Origin of the sequence: Chryseobacterium sp. 22458, from assembly GCF_052044975.1 — a bacterium.
In the GTDB taxonomy this organism is placed as follows: domain Bacteria; phylum Bacteroidota; class Bacteroidia; order Flavobacteriales; family Weeksellaceae; genus Chryseobacterium.
The window spans coordinates 1-17303 of sequence record NZ_JBQEOA010000009.1; the positions used below are offsets into that span (position 1 = coordinate 1).

Here is a 17303-nt window from a genome sequence, read left to right on the forward strand (position 1 = left end):
GAATTTATTCTTTTGGATGAGAACGGGCTAAAGCCCGTCCCTATTGAATGAGGTGTGGTTTACTCATTTTCCAGAGTGGTATGCTGGTTTTATAATCTACCACAGATACCACAGGATTTTAACAGATGATAATGCCTTCAATATTTATGCCCTATCATTGGGGATATAATTCCGGACTGCTCATTACTCATTACTCATTGCTCATTTCTAATCACCCATCCCTAGCCCCGATAGTAACGGTTACCCCGCAGCATGGGTTGGAGAAGCAGCTGGTTTTAAGGATGGGAGCACAAAGGCGTGAGGAGTATGAGTGGATAGCGGGATCAAGCTCCTGAAAATAATAGAGTGATGAGGAAGATGAGAAGGTTGTCATGATAAGTAAATCATAGAGGTTATCTTATAATTGCGATTATCGCATCATTCATATTAATTTATTATAAATAGTATTCAAATACTGGTGTTTTTTTATGTTTATATTTTTATTTTACTTAACTTAGTCATACTAAAATGATTACGAATCTAAAATATACATATTATGAAAAAACATTTATTCCCTCTATTTTTTCTGATGTTAGGTGTGAGCGTACAGGCTCAACAGGATATTTTTGCCATTACAGGAAAGGACACCCAAAGCATTAGTTTTAATGACTTCCGTGCTATTGATGCAACGAGCGGAAATTCAGGTGAAAAATTTTTCAGTGCTGATTCTTCTGCAAAGGTATTTTCTCAAGGGAAAAGAGGTGTTATAGCTGAAGACAGAAATTCCTATAACAACTCTCAGGCAGTTACTATGGCAGCATTGGCTTATGATCCGTCCAATAATAACCTGGTATATATGCCTATGTTTTCGTCTAATATCTATGTATTACATCCTCAGACGAAAGAGATCACACTGATTGAAAATAATGTGGCAAGAGTGTCTTCATGTGATATCAATTCTCATATGACGAGAATGGCAACAGGATATAACGGAAATATTTTTGCTGTAAATAATGCGGGAACCCAATTTCTCGAGATCAGTAAAAAAGATGGTAACTATACTGTAAATGCCCTCGGTATCATAAAAGATGATACTTCCAATGGCAAGAATTCGTTTACTGCTATGGAAACAGGTTTCGGAGGGGATATGATTGCTGATGCTGACAATAATTTTTATGTTTTTTCAGCTTCAGGAAATGTTTTCAAAGTGATAACAAAAGAATTAAAAGCTAAATATATAGGCAAAATTGCAGGAATTCCGGATAATTATTCTGTAAATGGTTCTGCTGTAAATGCCAAAGGGAAAGTAATAATCGCCAGTGCTAAAGGAGCCGCATTATACGAAGTAGACCTTGAAACTTTACAGGCCAGGGAACTTCCGGGGGAGAAAGGTCTGCATATCTATGATCTTGCAAGCAAATATTTTGTAAATAATAAAGCAACTGCGGTAAATACACTGACCAACCTCGATATTTATCCTACAAGGGTGGATGAACATCATATTAATGTTCACATCAATAATAAAAATGTAAAAGGAAACATCAAACTGAATGTATTTGATATGTCAGGTAAAAATGTGATGAATAAGAGTTTATCTGTAAGAGACGGCTCCCTGGATGAAAAAGTTGATCTTAAGGACTTGGTAAACGGAGCATATATTGTAAGCATTACGGATGAATCAGGAAAAATAATCCTGAACAAAAAGGTTTTAGTTACTAAATAATTAAATGTAAAATACAACGAATATAAAGTTTCAAAAAATTTGACTTATTTTAAAACCTTTCCAGTATTTGTGAAAGGTTTTTTAATGATTATTTGATATTCAATAAGTTTTATTTTTCGATATTAAAATGTACTTTTATAAAAAAATATAGATGAAGTTATACTTTAATGTAGGATATATTGTAAAGGCCGGAGAGAATCTGGAACTGGTGATTGACGGGGAAGGTACTGCAGCTCATATCCATACTATGTTTTATGCTGAGAATGGATTATGGAAGTGTGAAGTGGATTATTTTTCAAGATCCATATCCTATCAGTATCGTGTGGTGGATGAAAGAAGAAATGTATTAAGGGAAGAGTTTGTTCCTCACCATCTTCATTTTCCTCACAACTATAAGGAGTTTGTTATTTTCGATGAATGGAACAATAAAAACTTTCCTGAAAATTATCTGAATAATAAGATCCTTTATAATAAACTGCATACGTTCGTTCCGGAGAAAGCAGCCATTTTAAAAAAACATACTCATCTATTCAGAATAGAAGCTCCTGTATATAATCCTGACTGGAGAGTGGTTTTATTTGGAAGCACACCCTCATTAGGAAGTTGGGATTATGAAAAAGCTATTCCTCTATCCCAAACGGATTTCGGACTCTGGGAGGTCTCTGTGGAAATTCCTGAAAACGAAATGATTCAGTTCAAATACTGTCTTTATGATACAAAAGAGAAAAGGGTAATTGACGTTGAGACCGGAGAAAACCGGTTTACAGCTACCAACCCGATGCCCGACGTTCTGCAGATTGTCTCCAATCATTATTTCAGATTTAAAGGATATCAGATGTATCACGATGCAGGAGTGGCAGTCCCTGTATTCTCTTTGAGAAGTGAAGAAGGATTTGGTGTGGGAGAATTTGCAGATATAAAAAAGCTGGCAGACTGGACGAAAGAAACTCATCTTGGAATTATCCAGATTCTTCCGATCAATGATACAACAGCTAATTATTCGTGGACAGATTCTTATCCTTACGCAGCAGTATCAGTGTATGCCCTGCATCCGCAATATATTTCAATAGAAAAGCTTGATTATTCTTTACCGAAAGATGTCGTTGAAGAATACCATGCTGAAAAAGAAGCCTTAAATGCTCTTGATCTGATTGATTATGAAAAAATGATTGCCGGCAAATGGAAATATTTACAGGCCGTTTTTACAGCAGAAAAAGACAAAATTTATAAGGACAGAAATTTCAAAAAATTTATAAAAGACAATGAAAACTGGCTGGTTCCTTATGCTGCATTCTGTGTTTTAAGAGATAAGTATAAGACGCCTAATTTCAACAACTGGAAAACCCATAAGAAATATATTGCAGGGAAAATCTCACAGTTTTTTACTGCAAAAAGTAAAGATTATGATCTTTCGATGCTGCATGCATGGGTACAGTATCAGCTTCATCTTCAGCTGAAAGATGCTGTAGATTATACCCACAATCTTGGCATTTCTTTAAAAGGAGATCTTCCGATCGGTATTTACAGATATTCGGTAGAAGCATGGACTGAGCCGGAACTCTTCGGAATGGATTTCCAGGCGGGAGCACCACCGGATCAGTTTACTGAACTTGGCCAAAACTGGGAATTCCCTACCTACAATTGGGAGGCCATGAAAGATGATGACTACAGATGGTGGAAAAACAGATTCAAGGCGTTGGAACAATATTTTGATGCCATGAGAATTGACCATATTTTAGGTTTCTTCAGGATCTGGAGAATGCCTGTTTCTGCCGTTCAGGGGATTTTAGGTTATTTTTATCCTGCCGTTCCTGTTGTAGCAGATGAATTTAAAGCATGGCAGATTCCATTTAATTTTGACAGGTATTGTAAGCCTTTTATTAATAATGAGATCTTATGGAAATATTTTGGAAAAGAGAGCGAAAAAGCCCTTGAGTTCATAGATCGTAATCAGGATGGTACTTACTCATTTAAAGAGGAATTTGAAACGCAGAGAAAACTGGTAGATTTCTTTAAAAAGAATCCAAGAGGGCCGCTCGAGGAAAAATTGGTTTCGCTTTGTGCAAACGTTCTGTTTTTAACTGAAGAAAGAAAAGGGGAGACGGTTTACCATCCGAGATTTAATGTATACAATACAGAATCCTATAAATACCTGCCGGAATGGGAACAAAAGAGTATCTACGACCTGTATCATGATTATTTCTTCAGAAGACAGGATCATTTGTGGTATGAAAAGGCGATGGAAAAACTTCCTGTGATTCTTAATGCGACAAAGATGCTGATCTGTGGTGAAGACCTTGGAATGGTTCCTGCTTGTGTCCCTGTGGTAATGGACGAACTGGCAATTATTGCCCTGAAAGTGCAACGTATGCCTGCTGAAAATATTCCATTCTATGATCCCAGAAATGCAAGTTATATGAATGTGGTGACTGCCTCTTCGCATGACAGCTCAACTTTGAGACAATGGTGGAAAGAAGATCCTGCCCTGACGCAAAAATACTTTAATCAACAGCTGATTCAATATGGAAAAGCCCCTGAGGATTTAACGCCCCATCTGGCAGAAATCATTATGAAACAGCACTTGTATAACGAGTCTATGTTAGCTATTTTCCCGATCCAGGAGTTTCTGGCAACGGATGCAGACCTTTCTAACCGCAACATAGATAATGAAAGAATTAACAACCCTGCTGTTTTTCCTCATTACTGGCGCTACAGAATGCATATTCACCTTGAAGACCTGAAAGAAAAACATTTGTTCAATGAAAAAATTGCTTCCTGGATAAAAGATAGTGGAAGGATGTAAATTTAACAATTGATTATCAGTAAGTTAATAAAATTTTAAAAGAAGTTTGATCTGCGGATTTAACTTCTTTTTTTTATTTGTATCAAAAAGATAGAATTAAGATATTCTGCTATATATTAACCAATTAACGACTATAGAGATGAAAAAAATATTTTTAGGATTAGCTTTGGGACTAGGCGTTTTGACGTCCGCTCAGGGATATCCGAATAATGGTTGGGATGATGACGGTTATTATCAGAATGGAAACGGCTATTACAGCGATGAAGATGACAGAAATTATTTCCCTGATGATTATTATTACAATTATCCTCAGGACTACTATCCAGGCGACTATTATCAAAGTTATTATAACGATTACAGAAACAGTATCATTAATATCGATTGGAACGGTTTCTTCATTCAGAACAGATTAAACCGCTGGCAAGTAGATCAGATTATGAGATTGAATAATCTGTATGCAAGTTTTTCTGCATGGGATAATTTCTACCGATATAATCCGGACAGATGGTATTATGACAGATTCTATGCATTGGAAAGGATCTTAGGGCCAAGAGTGTTTGTTGTTTTCCAGAATAATTACTACAGAGGAATGAGCCCTGTTGTATATTTTCAGAATTACAGAAGAACCTATTATGTACCGAGATATACTGTGATGCCTAGATACAGAAATGTGAATATCAATATTTATAGGGTAGACCGCTCAAGGTTCCGCAGATCAGGTAATCCTACTTTTGAAATTGTCAGAACCAATAAAAGGCCGAATAACGGATTTAGAAATTCAGACAATAACAATGGAAATTCAGGTGGATTCCGTGGGAATGGCAGAAATGACAATTCCGGTTTCAGAAATGAAAACAATGAGGTAAGAAATAACAACGGGGGCTTCAGAGGAAATTCAGATAACGGAGGTTTCCGTGGAAATTCAAATAATAACGGCTTCAGAAATAATGGAGAGGGTTTCAGAGGAAACAGTGAAGTAAGAAGAGAAAGTGCTCCGTCAAGAGATAACAGTGGATTCAGAGGGAATGGTGGTGGATTCAGAAAATCTGAAGGTTCCGCTCCGGCCCGGAATAATCGCAGCAATGGCGGATTCAGAGGCAGTCTGGTAAAGAATTAATTTTCATATATTATATTTAAGTGGTGTGAAGGACAGGTTTTTATAATCTGTCCTTTTTTTTATTTATGGTTGATTTATTTTTGTTAAAATTTAACATTATTTATGAACTTGTTAATTTAACTTGTGTTTTAATTCATAATCAAAAAGGTATAATAACAAAAATAACAATTAATTAAAATTTTAAAAAGATGAAAAAATTAGTTTTAGCAATAGCATTTATCGGGATTGGAAGTTTTGCAATGGCACAACAGACAACTCCACAGGACAAACAGGCAAGAACTGCTGAAATGAAGCAAAAAATGGAGCAGAGACAACAGGAACATCTGGAAAAAATGCAGAAAGACCTTAATCTGAACCAATCCCAGGTAGCGCAGGTAAAAGCACTTCAGGATAAAAGAAAAGCAGAAATGAAAGCGCAGTTTGAAAAAAGTAAGGTAGACAGACAAGCTAAGATGGAAGAAATGAAAGCGAAAAGAGTACAAATGGATGCTGATATGAAGAAAATTCTTACCCCTGAGCAATATGATAAATGGCAGGCTGACAGAAAAGAAAAGATGGAGCACAGAAGAATGGCAATGAAGGATAGAAAAATGATGAAAAAACCGATGAATACAGCAGCTCCTGAAGCGAAATAACAATTCGTAATTTTGATTTTTTAATGTGAAAAGGATGGATATTTTTCCATCCTTTCTGTATTAATTTTCTGTAAAACTTTTGATTTCGGGCATTTATTCCCTATTTTTGACTATAAATTTAATACTTATGGTTAGCGAAAAAATTGCAAAATTAATTAACGAACAGATTGCTCACGAACAATATGCCGCTCAATATTATCTTTCAATGTCTGCCTGGTTTTCAGGAAAAGATCTTGACGGAATTGCCAACTACTTCAGAGTACAAAGCAAAGAAGAATTGATGCATGCTGATAAAATGTTTGATTATTTAAATGATGTAGGCGGAGAAATCATTATCGGAGAAATTGCAAAACCTCCGCATGAGTTCGAAAATGCAACAGATATTTTCGAAAAAGCATTGGCACATGAGAAGATTGTAACTAAAAGTATTTTCAATATCGTAAAGAATGCAAACGAAGAAGGAGACTTTGCTACTACATCTTTCCTGCAGTGGTTTATCAACGAACAGGTAGAAGAAGAGGCCAGCGCTTCTCAATATGTTACCAAAATTAAAATGGTTTGTGATAACCCTTCTGCATTATATCTTTTTGATCAGGAATTGTCACAGAGAGTATTTACTCCTGATGCAACTGCTTAAACCGGAAGGTTTCTACAATATAAGACCGCTGTTCTATGAAATGGCGGTTTTTTTATGGGAGAAAGTATGAGTAATAAGCTTTAGCAACAATCTGTTAAATTACTTTCTCTGCCTTTGGCGTTGTATTCTCAAAGCCAGTATAAAGACAACAGCTCCTATGAGAATACCGGAGAAAAAAGATTTTACAAGATTTTCCGTTGGCATATATCTGAACCCTTCCTCAGTAACGGGCGGATCTATATAATCAATAATATTGAATATAATGGTCCCGGAAAGTACTGTTATAGTCAGACTTATTAAGAATGAGATTAAATATATTTTCATGGTTAATAATTTCAATCAGATAAATAATTGACTCTGTTTTATTTATACTGATTAAAAATAATAAAACCTTTTAAATTCCGGGAAAAAAATAGCAACTTTTTACAGCTGCTTTATTTTTAAGATCAGAGATAGATAACCTGGGTTTTAAGAACCTTTTTACCAAGCCTTTCAAGACTGTTTTTATAACCTTGCACCTGGGCTTCATCTTTGCTTTTTTGTTCCCCGGTTTTAAAATCTACAATGATATACCCTTCATCGCTCCTCAGAATACGGTCAGGACGTGAAATATGACTTTCTCCGTTTTCAGAGATCATAATATCTTTTTCATTGATCACTTCCCATTTTTCATCAAAAAATTCAGCATAGGTTCTGACGATCTCCCGTAAGGTAGTTTCTATTTCATTTTTTTCTTCAATGGTGATCTGACCTTCCAGGGCATAGCCTTCCAACACTTTAGAAATATCCTTTTCAGTATTGATTTTTGATAAAAGTTCATGCACGAAAAGACCGATCCTCACTTTCTCATTCCTTACCTGATAATTTTTAGAAGGCGTAGCAATCTTGATCGAGGTGCTTTTTTCATTGATATTCTTCAGATCCTCAATATTCTGTGTTTTAAAAGATGAACTTTTCGTTTTCGAATATTTCTTCAGCATTTCAGGATGTACTTCGTACAGATCAAACTCATCTGCATTCTCTGTATTTTTGGTCTGAAGAAATTCCAGAAGCTCAAGATTATTAGAAGTTTTGTTGGCTTTTTGAAGATAAAAAAACAATTGTTCTACAGGTCTCGTTGTCGCTACATATTGCAGACACAGCCTGTCAATCAAATTTTTATAAGAATTCTTCTTGTTAAACTCCTGTATTTGCTCATCATAAACCTCAAGATTCTTGTTGAACTGATTGATGTTGACTGATTTTAGGGCATCACTTTCATTGGTCTCAAACCAGTTGGTAAATTCATTATCCCTGTTTTTATTGATCATGGGAATGAAAACGATCGGGAATTCCAGCCCTTTGGATTTATGGATGGTCATGATCTGAATGGCATCAATATTTTCAGACGCCTGAATGGTGTACGATGAAGCTTCTTCATCCCAGTATTTAAGAAACTCTTTCGTGCTGGCGCCAGCATTCTGGGTAAAATTGAAAAGCATTTCCAGGAAATTAAGCAGGAAATCTGTCTCTTTATTTTCCACAGAAAACTCATTGATGTAATATTCAATAAAGTTGTAGAGGTTAAACCTTGGAAAATTATCCTGTTTAAGCTGTAGCGAATATTTTTGCTGAAGGAACAGAAGAATTTCTTCGTGACTTTCAATATCCAGAATTTCTTTCATCTCCAATGTGAAATCCGCCATATGAATTTTCCCCAATGTATTCAGATGATACATCATCATGATCAGACAAGGCTTATTCTTCGGATTAATATCCCATCTCAGGAACTCAATAACGGCTTTCAATGTATTGGAAAGCTCAAGAGTAAGCCCTTTATCCGAAATAGTCTTGATATTGGTTTCCTCACCGTGATATTTTACCTTCAGATTTCCCAGCTTCTGTGAATAACTGAAAATATCGAAGTTCCCACGGCAGAGGATGGTAATATCTGAAAATTTAAACCCATTATCCAGACATTCCTGAATATCTTTCCGCATCCTTTCTGAGGTGTCTTCATAGAATTCTTCATTGGTAAGATTTTCAATCAGGTTGACCTTTACCCGCCCGTCGAATTTTGATTTCGGACTTTGCTCGGCATCTGTTCCGAAAATATTTTTATGCTCCTCTTCCAGGCCTTCAGAATGATACCGGTAAAGCTCATTGTTGAACTGTACGATATTTCGGGCACTTCTCCAGTTATCTTTTAAGACAAGAAGATCGGCTTCTTTCGGAGAAAATTCCTTTTTGTTGATAATATCCAGCATCAGCTTACTTTCTCCGCCCCGGAACCTGTAGATACTCTGTTTAGGATCACCAACCAGTGTAAATGAAGTGTACTCCGTTGCAACACTGTGGTCTCTCAACGGTACAAAATTCTGCCATTGAAGTTCCGATGTATCCTGGAATTCATCGAAGAAATAATGCTGAAACTGGGAACCTACTTTTTCATAAATAAAAGCGGAAGGTTCATTCCGAAGGTTCTCATTGATCAGGATATTGAACTTTGAAAGAAGAACAAGATCGTTTTCTTCCTCAATTTTCCTCAGTTCATCCTGAATATCTTTATTTACTTTTAACGGAAGCAGGGCAGAAAGAACTTTCTCCTTTTTCTGGGTCTCAATAAATAAACGGATAAGCTGCATCCTGTTCTCAATCAGCTGGTCAAGAATTTCCAGAATATCGGCCTCTTTATGTTTTGACTTTGAAGAGGCCCCCTTCCTGTAATTATTAATTACAGATTCTTCCAAAGTGGTAGGGAAAGGAAACCCGGTTCTCTTCTGTTGGTAAAAATCAATGACTTTGGTAAAGAAACCTCCGATTCCGTTTTTTCCCTGGGCAAAATCTTCGATCTCAATATTCCTGGCTTTAAAAAGTTCAATGGATTGAGCCGCCAATTCAGCAGACTTCTTTTTATTGAGAACGATTTCTTTTCTGAGGGTATTTTTTATGTTTTCATAATGGGCATCATCAAAACTCTTATTGCTTTTCAGATGCTCGTAATGAATGTCCTTTACAAATTCTTTTGCTGAATCATAAAGGTTTTTATTAAGATTGATCCTTTCGTTGTTTTCAAGGCTGTAGTCTACATAATCCATGAAAGAATTGGAGATCGTCTCATTGTCACCAATCTGATCCAGCATTTTATCTACAGCTTCAATTAGAAACGGTTCAGCTTCAATTTCAAGATTGAAATTCTTCGCAAGTCCCAGCTCATAAGAAAAACTCCTTACGAGTCTCGAGTTAAAGCGGTCAATAGTCCCGATATTCAGAGTAGAATAGTTGTGAAGGATATAATCAAGGAGTTTCTTAGAACGGTGATGAAGCTCATCGATGGTAATCTTTAATCCCTGTTCTTCAAATGCTTTCTGAATGTTTTTCAGGTCTGTATTTTCTGCATAGTCACTGGCAGAGAAATTTCCCAGCCAGGACAGGATTCTTTCCTTCATCTCGTTGGCCGCCTTATTGGTAAAAGTCAGAGCGAGAATATTCCTGATCGATTGCTGCTGATTAGGATAGCGGAGACAGATCATCAGAAGCCTCTGAACCAGGGCATATGTTTTTCCTGATCCTGCTGAAGCATTGATGACTGTATAAGAATTTTGCATTGTTAAAAGAGAATTGAGACTGCAAGTTAGCTAAAATTTAAAAGAAACTTTAACAATTAGGGATGGCTATTTAACAGTTTAAAGGACAAAAATCAAAAAGAAATATTAAAAGGCGTTAACTGTGGTTAAACTTATGGTTACATTTAAAAATAATTTTAGCTTTGTTCTATAAAAAATAGCCCGTGAAACTTAAACTATTCTTTCTTTTATCCTTTATATTTTTCGTTCATAGTCATGCCCAGACTTATATCTTTGGAAAGATTACTTCAGAAGACGGTGCTGAAATACAGGATGTAAATGTGATCAATATCCGGACTGATGAAATGATCATTTCAAATAGAGACGGACACTTTATGATTGCCGGAAAAACAGGAGACGAACTGCGTTTTGTAAAACCAGGTTATGAACGAATTACAAGGAGGGTTTCCCAGGAAAATATACAGTCTCCTATGAATATCACTCTTACAAGAATCACAATTCAGATTCCTGAGGTTGAGGTAAAACAGGGACTTACCGGAAATCTGAAAATAGATTCAAAAACTTATAATAAGCCTAGAAAGGTTCAACAGCTAGAAGCCGAGTTAGGCCGTTATATCAAACAAAAATCTGATCCGAGAATCCTGGCTGCAAGACCCGGAGAATTTGTACAGCCAAAAGGAGAAGGTTTTGCTATCGGAAAAGTTAAAGATCAATGGGATGATATCGACCTGATGAGCTATATCAAAAAAAGTCTCGGTGAGACCTACTTTACAGATCTTAAAATAGATAAGGCACAGATTGATCATTTTATTTATTATGTTTTTGCCGGAGGTTTTGAAAGGAAAAAAATCCTGAAATATGGTTTTTGCAGTGATGCAGATCTCAACAGGTTTCAACGTCTTGTTCTGACCAGAATTGCAACATACCGCACTCCACAATCCCAACGGTAAACAGCGATGGTAAAATATCTACAATCAGGAATCTGTTTTGTACTTGTGTCTGCGGGCCCGCTCATATTTGCACAACAGAAAGTATCCGGAAAAATTACCGGTAGCGGCAGTTTTAATATCAATCCTGTTTTAATTATCAATATTTCTAATAGTCAGCATACGCAAAGTGATGATCAGGGAAATTTTGAAATTGATGTTGCAGAAAATGACGAAATCAGATTCGTTAAAGATGGCTATTACCGGTTTGATAAGAAGATCACCAAAGAAGATCTGAGCAATTCACTTCAGGTTTCACTTCAAAGAATGGAGATACAGATTCCCGAAGTGAAGATTACATACAAACTCACAGGGAACCTTGCCAAAGACAACCAGCACCTTAATGAATCGGGAAAGATAAGGGCTTTAAAATCTGAAATGTCAGAGTATATGTACAGTCCGCTCAATGAGCCTTTACCGGATAATACAATTTCGAAAACATTTAAAGGGCATGATTTCAAAACAGGGAATGTAGATATAATGGGTGTTTTCAAAGCTGTAACCGGTCTGATCAAAAAAGCTTCGAAACCAAAGATTACCAAGGCCAATTATAATGAAACACAGGATTTCCTGAACAGGGTGAAAAATGAAATTAATCTGAATTTTCTGAAAAAATACGGGATGAGTGAAGAACAGATAGATACATTTCTTCTTTATGCTAATAAAACCCGCTTACTGGCTAAGAAACACAGAAAAGATTTCAAAAATGATATTGTTAAGATGGAACTGATGATCGCTTTTGCTGAATATCGTAAAATGAATAAATTGTCTGATAAATAAATGGATAATAATCCTTTTTTACAGCACTGATTTTTTAAGAATAAAGAATACATTGAATTACAGCGTTAGAAATATCACAAAGAAATACCGGGAAAAAAGTTTTCTACTTTTTGCTTTTTTGTATAGTGCCTTTTTGTTTTCTCAACAAACGGTAACGGGGAAAATTGTAGATGATGAAGGAGGAAACCTGAGCGGAGTTATTGTCATTAACATCGCTACGGATAAAAAAGTATACTCTGATGCTGAAGGAATGTTTTCTATTGATGCTAATCCCAACGATGAGCTGAGATTTGTAAAAGAAGATTTCAAAAGAACATCCAGAAGAGTTCTTACCAATGGAATCAATTCTCAGCTGTTTATTACGCTGTATCAGATTCCCAGGGATGTGGGAGAAGTAAAGATCGTAAAAAAGCTCACCGGAGATCTGGAAGTGGATTCCAGGATTGTGGCCAAAGTAGATAAAGGAGAACAGGTGAGAGATGCCGTAGGACTTCCGCAGCCTGTAGGGAAGATGAGAGAAAAACCGGCAGAGGTAAAAAGTGTTCTTTTACCTATCCTTTTAGGAAACCTGAATGTACAGGGTGTTTATGATCTTATAAGCGGTAAAGCAAGAAGGCAGAAAAGACTGTACAAGTATGATGACCTCCAGGAACATATTCTCTGGATCCGGAAAAGAATAGAGGATGAGTATTTTACCAAAGCAGGGATTCCTGCAGACCGGATTTCAGAATTCATTGAATTTTCATTTGCAGTAAAACCTCATGTACGTACCTATGTAAAGGCCAGAAATCTTTCAGGAGTGATGCTGAGGCTGGAAGAAACAATACCTCTCTTCATTGAAAAAATGAAACAGAATCAAAAGTAAGATACCTGACAGAAATGTTAAAAATATCTTAAAATAGTGGAATGAAAATTGATGCAATAATGATAACAACCAATTAAAAGCCGCAAATTTTATGAATAAAAACATTATTGCCATTGCAGTAGGAGCCCTAGGTTTTGTAATCGGATTAGGCCTCCTCGGAAATGCCATCAAAAACAGAAACAAATCTGAAAATACAATTTCCGTTACAGGATTGGGAACAAAACAGTTTACCTCAGACCTTATCACCTGGTCCGGAAGCTTCTCCAAAAATAATTCAGATCTTAAATCAGCTTATGATGAACTTGCACTGGACAGAAAAGTGATCAATGATTATCTGCTTTCAAAAGGAATAAAACAAAATGAGATTGTATTTTCATCCGTAGATATCCAGAAGCAGTTCAGAAGTTATAATGACTCCAACGGAAATTATGTACAGGGTGAATTCTCAGGATATAATCTGACACAGAAAGTTTCTATTGAAAGTAAAGAAGTAGCCAAAATTGAAAATCTCTCCAGAAATATTACGGAAATTATCAACCGGGGAATTGAATTCACCTCTTCTTCACCCGCTTATTTCTATACCAAATTAGCCACTGTGAAACAGGAAATGATTGCATCTGCTACAAAAGATGCTAAAGAACGTGCCGAGAAAATTGCAGAAAATTCAGGAAGCGGTCTCGGTAATCTTAAAAAGGCAACAATGGGAGTGATCCAGATTACTGCACCCAATTCAAATGAAGACTATTCCTATGGCGGAACCTTTAATACCTCTTCCAAGGAAAAAGAAGCGAGTATTACCATAAAGCTGGAATACGAAGTGAACTAATTCCGTATGAGTATTAAAAGTTGTTGGCTATAAAATACATTCATTATATTCAATAGAATCGGGCTTTAGCCCGATTAAATAAAAATAAAACTATCCATTGGCTTTAGCCAAAACTTAGATATTGTAGGTCATTGCAGATGTCTGTGACATTTAGCAGAATATCAACAAAAAATAAACGCCGGAATTTCTGGCGTTGTCTGTTTTTAAGGGTAAACAGTTTTACAAATAATGCTTTTAAGCTCCTCAACATTCTCAGGTGAATAATTGGCTAATAACCATAAATTCAAAGATTGCTTACCTTCTCCGTAACTTGGTTGTACATACGTGGTATCAATCAGTTCAAAACTGTTTCTCTGATAGAAAGAATAACGTCTTTGAGCATCTTCACTTAATTCTGCAGGCTCAATTTCCAGGATGATTTTCGGATAGTTTTCTAATAAGTGGGTCATAATATAAGATCCCAGTTTTTTACTTCTGAAAGCTTCAAATACTTCAAAATGTTCTACAAAAACAAATGATCCGAGTTCCCATAAGATGAGGTAACCCACCGCTTCGGATTCATGTACTACAGACATAAATCCTACTTTCGGATTTGAAAATAAATCTAAAAACTGTTGCTGATCCCTTTGTTCGTCTACAGGAAAAGTACTGGTATAAGAAGCATAGATTTCCTGAATTCTATGATCTTCGGCTGAAGTAATCGGTAAAAATTCCATAATTTATAGGTCAAAGACACTTGGTCTTCTTGTGATAAAAATATCTTTAATCCACAAAGTAAATGCCAGACCCAGATAGATCAGAAAGAAAAAACCGGCCGTGGCAAAAGTAGAGTAGATGAAGAAAATCCTTAATTTGGATACAGGAATTCCTAGCTTAGCACCCGTTCTCGTCAGAACACCAAACCATTCTCTTTCCATTTTGTGACGAATATTACTCAGCATTTTAAGATTCTTTTAAAAGTTTAAATCCAATACTGCAAGTTAAGCAATTTTTTTCTTCACATAAATTTTTATGATGATAAATCAGGCTTTGAGTCTCCAGAGCATTCGTTATATTCACCCCAAGGTTTTTCCAATTCTGTATCACCGAATTTTTTTCTGCAGTAATATTTTTATACAGCTCTATAATTTCTTCTGCAGCCTCTTCACTGTGATATTTGTGGTAAGTATATTTTAAAGGAAGCACGGTATTCAGGATAATGAGATCCATAAAATCCTTGCTTAGTGTTTTAGGCTGGACCTTTGAAACTGTTCCGAAATTGAAGTGAGTATCCCAATATTCAGAAGCCTTAATGGGTGTGAATACCTCATAAATTTGTGCTGCATTTCGGACTCCGATGATTTTGGAAAATAAATTCTGATGCCGGAAGTAAAGATCAGCCAGCTGAGACAACCGTATAGTGGGGAAATTAGGAGGTCTTAATCTTAAAAATTTGGGATGAAGTTTTAGATCAGGAATTTTAAATTTTACCCTGATAAATTCAAACTCCCGTTTCCAGATTTTCATCTGTTCATCCTTCGGGTGATCAAGCCATCCTGAAATTCCGAACAATAAAGCCTCAAGCTGAAAAGGGTTCTGCCGGATTTTATTGATGATGGAGTAGTCAATACTCTCCGCAATCTGTCTGAAGATAAAGGCATTTACTTTTAAACCGAAAGAATAGGCAAAGCTATGAAACAAAACCGCTTCAAAATTATTTTTATGCAGGGTGAGACTCTGCTCCAGTTCCAATGATTTTTCTTCCAGCTTTTTCAGGATATTTTCTTCGTGAAAAAAAATAGGGATTTTATCTTTGTTGAAAATACTCTCACAGGCGATAAACTTATTTTCATCAACAAGCTTTTCATATTTCCCAAGGATATTTTCATCAATATAATCTTTAAGCTCCAACGTTGGAACATTTTTTCCGGTAAGCTCACTGATTTCTATATCATGTTGAAATACGACATGAAAAATAATATTACTGTAATTAGGATCTTGAGAATGATTATGAAAAATCCAGTCGGAGGAGCGTACATGCAGTTCTATATTTCCTGCGATTACCAGACCGTTGATTTTGATTTTTGCATCCAGAAAATCCGGACCTGCATTTTTATTCCATTTTCCGAATTGGATGATCTCGACGGGATTACCTTCAATATCCTTGAAGTCAAAATGTTTGAAAACCTTATAGTTCCAAAGATATTGAAGTAATTTTTCCGTCATAAGTGTGACGGTAAATATAATAGAAAAATTATACTTTCGTCAGCTCCTTATTAAAATTTTCTATCGTTGTTCTATACATTTTCTCATATATAGGAAGAATGTTTTTCAAATCGAATTTAATGGCCTGATCTTTCGCATTTTTCTTCATTTGAGTTAAAAGTTCCTCATTGCTCAAGAGCTTAATAGTATAGTTACTCATGGCTTCCACATTTCCGATCTCCGCCAGATAACCTGTTTCTCCCTGAATATTTACCTCAGGAATTCCCCCGGCATTTGAGCTGATCACCGGTGTATAAGCGGCCATGGCTTCCAATGCTGCAAGACCGAAGCTTTCCTGCTCAGAAGGAAGAAGAAATACATCAGAAAGCTGTAAGATTTTATAAAGATCATTTACCTTTCCTAAAAGACGAATCTTTGAGATAAGCTCAGGATTTTCTTCCAGAAACTGGTTCACTTTTTCCATATCAGGACCTTCACCAATGATGATCAGTTTGGATTTTACCTTTTTCTCCACATTCTTGAAAATCTGCAGAACTTCATCTACACGCTTTACAGGGCGAAGATTGGAGACATGAATCAGAATTTTCTCATCAGGATTGGCAAACTGCGTTCTCTGGCATTCAGAGCAGTCGTCAAACTCAGAATTATCAATAAAATTGGTAATTACCTGGATTTCTTTTTTGATATTGAAAAACTGAAGCGTATCTTTTTTCAGACTTTCAGAAACAGAAGTAATCGCATCAGACTGGTTGATGGAAAACTCTACTGCATGTTTATAACTAGGGTGCTGACCTACAAGAGTAATATCAGTACCATGGAGAGTCGTCACCAAAGGAATATCATTATTGTCTTCCTTAAGCATTTGCTTTGCCGTAAATGCCGCATAAGCATAAGGAATGGCATAATGAGCGTGCAGCAGGTCAAGTTTATAAAGATTGACCACCCTGTAGATCATCGAACTCAACGCAATATCATAAGGCTGATACTGGAAAAGGGGATAGGTCTGAACATTGACCCTGTGGAAGAAAATATTAGGATTGGTAATGTCCAGTCTTGCCGGAAGTGCAGAACTGATGAAGTGTACCTCATATCCTTTGTTGGCAAGAGACATTCCAAGTTCTGTTGCTACAATTCCGCTTCCTCCATAGGTTGGATAGCAAAGTATGCCTATTTTCATTGGA

Annotated in this window: 15 protein-coding genes; 9 read left to right on the plus strand and 6 right to left on the minus strand. The window is 36.2% G+C overall.

Features of this window, described 5'->3' with window-relative positions; genetic code table 11:
• Positions 1-535: 535 nt before the first annotated feature.
• From ACTJJF_RS21185 to ACTJJF_RS21205, 5 genes are all read left to right on the plus strand, one after another.
• Complete coding sequence (locus tag ACTJJF_RS21185; RefSeq protein WP_440700941.1) at positions 536-1702, plus strand: T9SS type A sorting domain-containing protein; 1167 nt, start codon at positions 536-538, stop codon at positions 1700-1702.
• A gap of 151 nt (positions 1703-1853) precedes the next feature.
• On the plus strand, positions 1854-4505 hold the full coding sequence (locus ACTJJF_RS21190) for a 4-alpha-glucanotransferase (protein ID WP_440700942.1): 2652 nt from the start codon (positions 1854-1856) through the stop codon (positions 4503-4505).
• Positions 4506-4644: 139 nt separating this feature from the next.
• Entirely contained in the window at positions 4645-5622 is a 978-nt protein-coding gene (locus ACTJJF_RS21195; protein ID WP_440700943.1) for a hypothetical protein, read from the plus strand.
• 188 nt (positions 5623-5810) lie between these two features.
• Positions 5811-6257, plus strand: a complete 447-nt coding sequence (locus ACTJJF_RS21200; RefSeq protein WP_440700944.1) for a hypothetical protein — start codon at positions 5811-5813, stop codon at positions 6255-6257.
• Positions 6258-6384: 127 nt separating this feature from the next.
• A complete protein-coding gene (locus ACTJJF_RS21205) occupies positions 6385-6894 on the plus strand; it encodes a ferritin (protein WP_065401136.1) in 510 nt (169 codons plus the stop codon).
• Between the two features lie 99 nt (positions 6895-6993).
• On the opposite strand, the gene ACTJJF_RS21210 is transcribed toward ACTJJF_RS21205, so the two are convergent.
• Entirely contained in the window at positions 6994-7218 is a 225-nt protein-coding gene (locus ACTJJF_RS21210) for a hypothetical protein (protein WP_312304838.1), read from the minus strand.
• 122 nt (positions 7219-7340) lie between these two features.
• Positions 7341-10481, minus strand: coding sequence for a UvrD-helicase domain-containing protein (locus ACTJJF_RS21215; RefSeq protein ID WP_440700945.1), 3141 nt, complete (start codon positions 10479-10481; stop codon positions 7341-7343).
• A 182-nt stretch (positions 10482-10663) separates the two neighbouring features.
• On the opposite strand from ACTJJF_RS21215, the gene ACTJJF_RS21220 reads away from it, so the two are divergent.
• The 4 genes from ACTJJF_RS21220 (at position 10664) to ACTJJF_RS21235 (ending at position 13917) form a co-directional block, all read left to right on the plus strand.
• On the plus strand, positions 10664-11410 hold the full coding sequence (locus ACTJJF_RS21220; RefSeq protein WP_440700946.1) for a hypothetical protein: 747 nt from the start codon (positions 10664-10666) through the stop codon (positions 11408-11410).
• Between the two features lie 6 nt (positions 11411-11416).
• Complete coding sequence (locus ACTJJF_RS21225) at positions 11417-12226, plus strand: hypothetical protein (protein WP_440700947.1); 810 nt, start codon at positions 11417-11419, stop codon at positions 12224-12226.
• 133 nt (positions 12227-12359) lie between these two features.
• Positions 12360-13091 carry a carboxypeptidase regulatory-like domain-containing protein gene (locus ACTJJF_RS21230; protein ID WP_440700948.1) on the plus strand — a complete coding sequence of 244 codons (732 nt, stop codon included), beginning with the start codon at positions 12360-12362 and terminating at the stop codon, positions 13089-13091.
• Between the two features lie 91 nt (positions 13092-13182).
• Positions 13183-13917 carry an SIMPL domain-containing protein gene (locus tag ACTJJF_RS21235; protein WP_312304824.1) on the plus strand — a complete coding sequence of 245 codons (735 nt, stop codon included), beginning with the start codon at positions 13183-13185 and terminating at the stop codon, positions 13915-13917.
• Positions 13918-14120: 203 nt separating this feature from the next.
• Here the strand turns inward: ACTJJF_RS21235 and ACTJJF_RS21240 are convergent, their stop codons facing one another.
• Genes ACTJJF_RS21240 through bshA form a run of 4 tightly spaced genes read right to left on the minus strand, consistent with a single transcriptional unit; the run spans position 14121 to position 17299 of the window.
• Positions 14121-14633 carry a GNAT family N-acetyltransferase gene (locus ACTJJF_RS21240; protein WP_440700949.1) on the minus strand — a complete coding sequence of 171 codons (513 nt, stop codon included), beginning with the start codon at positions 14631-14633 and terminating at the stop codon, positions 14121-14123.
• Between the two features lie 3 nt (positions 14634-14636).
• A complete protein-coding gene (locus tag ACTJJF_RS21245) occupies positions 14637-14858 on the minus strand; it encodes a PspC family transcriptional regulator (protein ID WP_034695702.1) in 222 nt (73 codons plus the stop codon).
• A 1-nt stretch (position 14859) separates the two neighbouring features.
• A complete protein-coding gene (locus tag ACTJJF_RS21250) occupies positions 14860-16122 on the minus strand; it encodes a DUF2851 family protein (RefSeq protein ID WP_440700950.1) in 1263 nt (420 codons plus the stop codon).
• Positions 16123-16150: 28 nt separating this feature from the next.
• Positions 16151-17299, minus strand: a complete 1149-nt coding sequence (gene bshA / locus ACTJJF_RS21255) for an N-acetyl-alpha-D-glucosaminyl L-malate synthase BshA (protein ID WP_312304816.1) — start codon at positions 17297-17299, stop codon at positions 16151-16153.
• Positions 17300-17303: the final 4 nt, after the last annotated feature.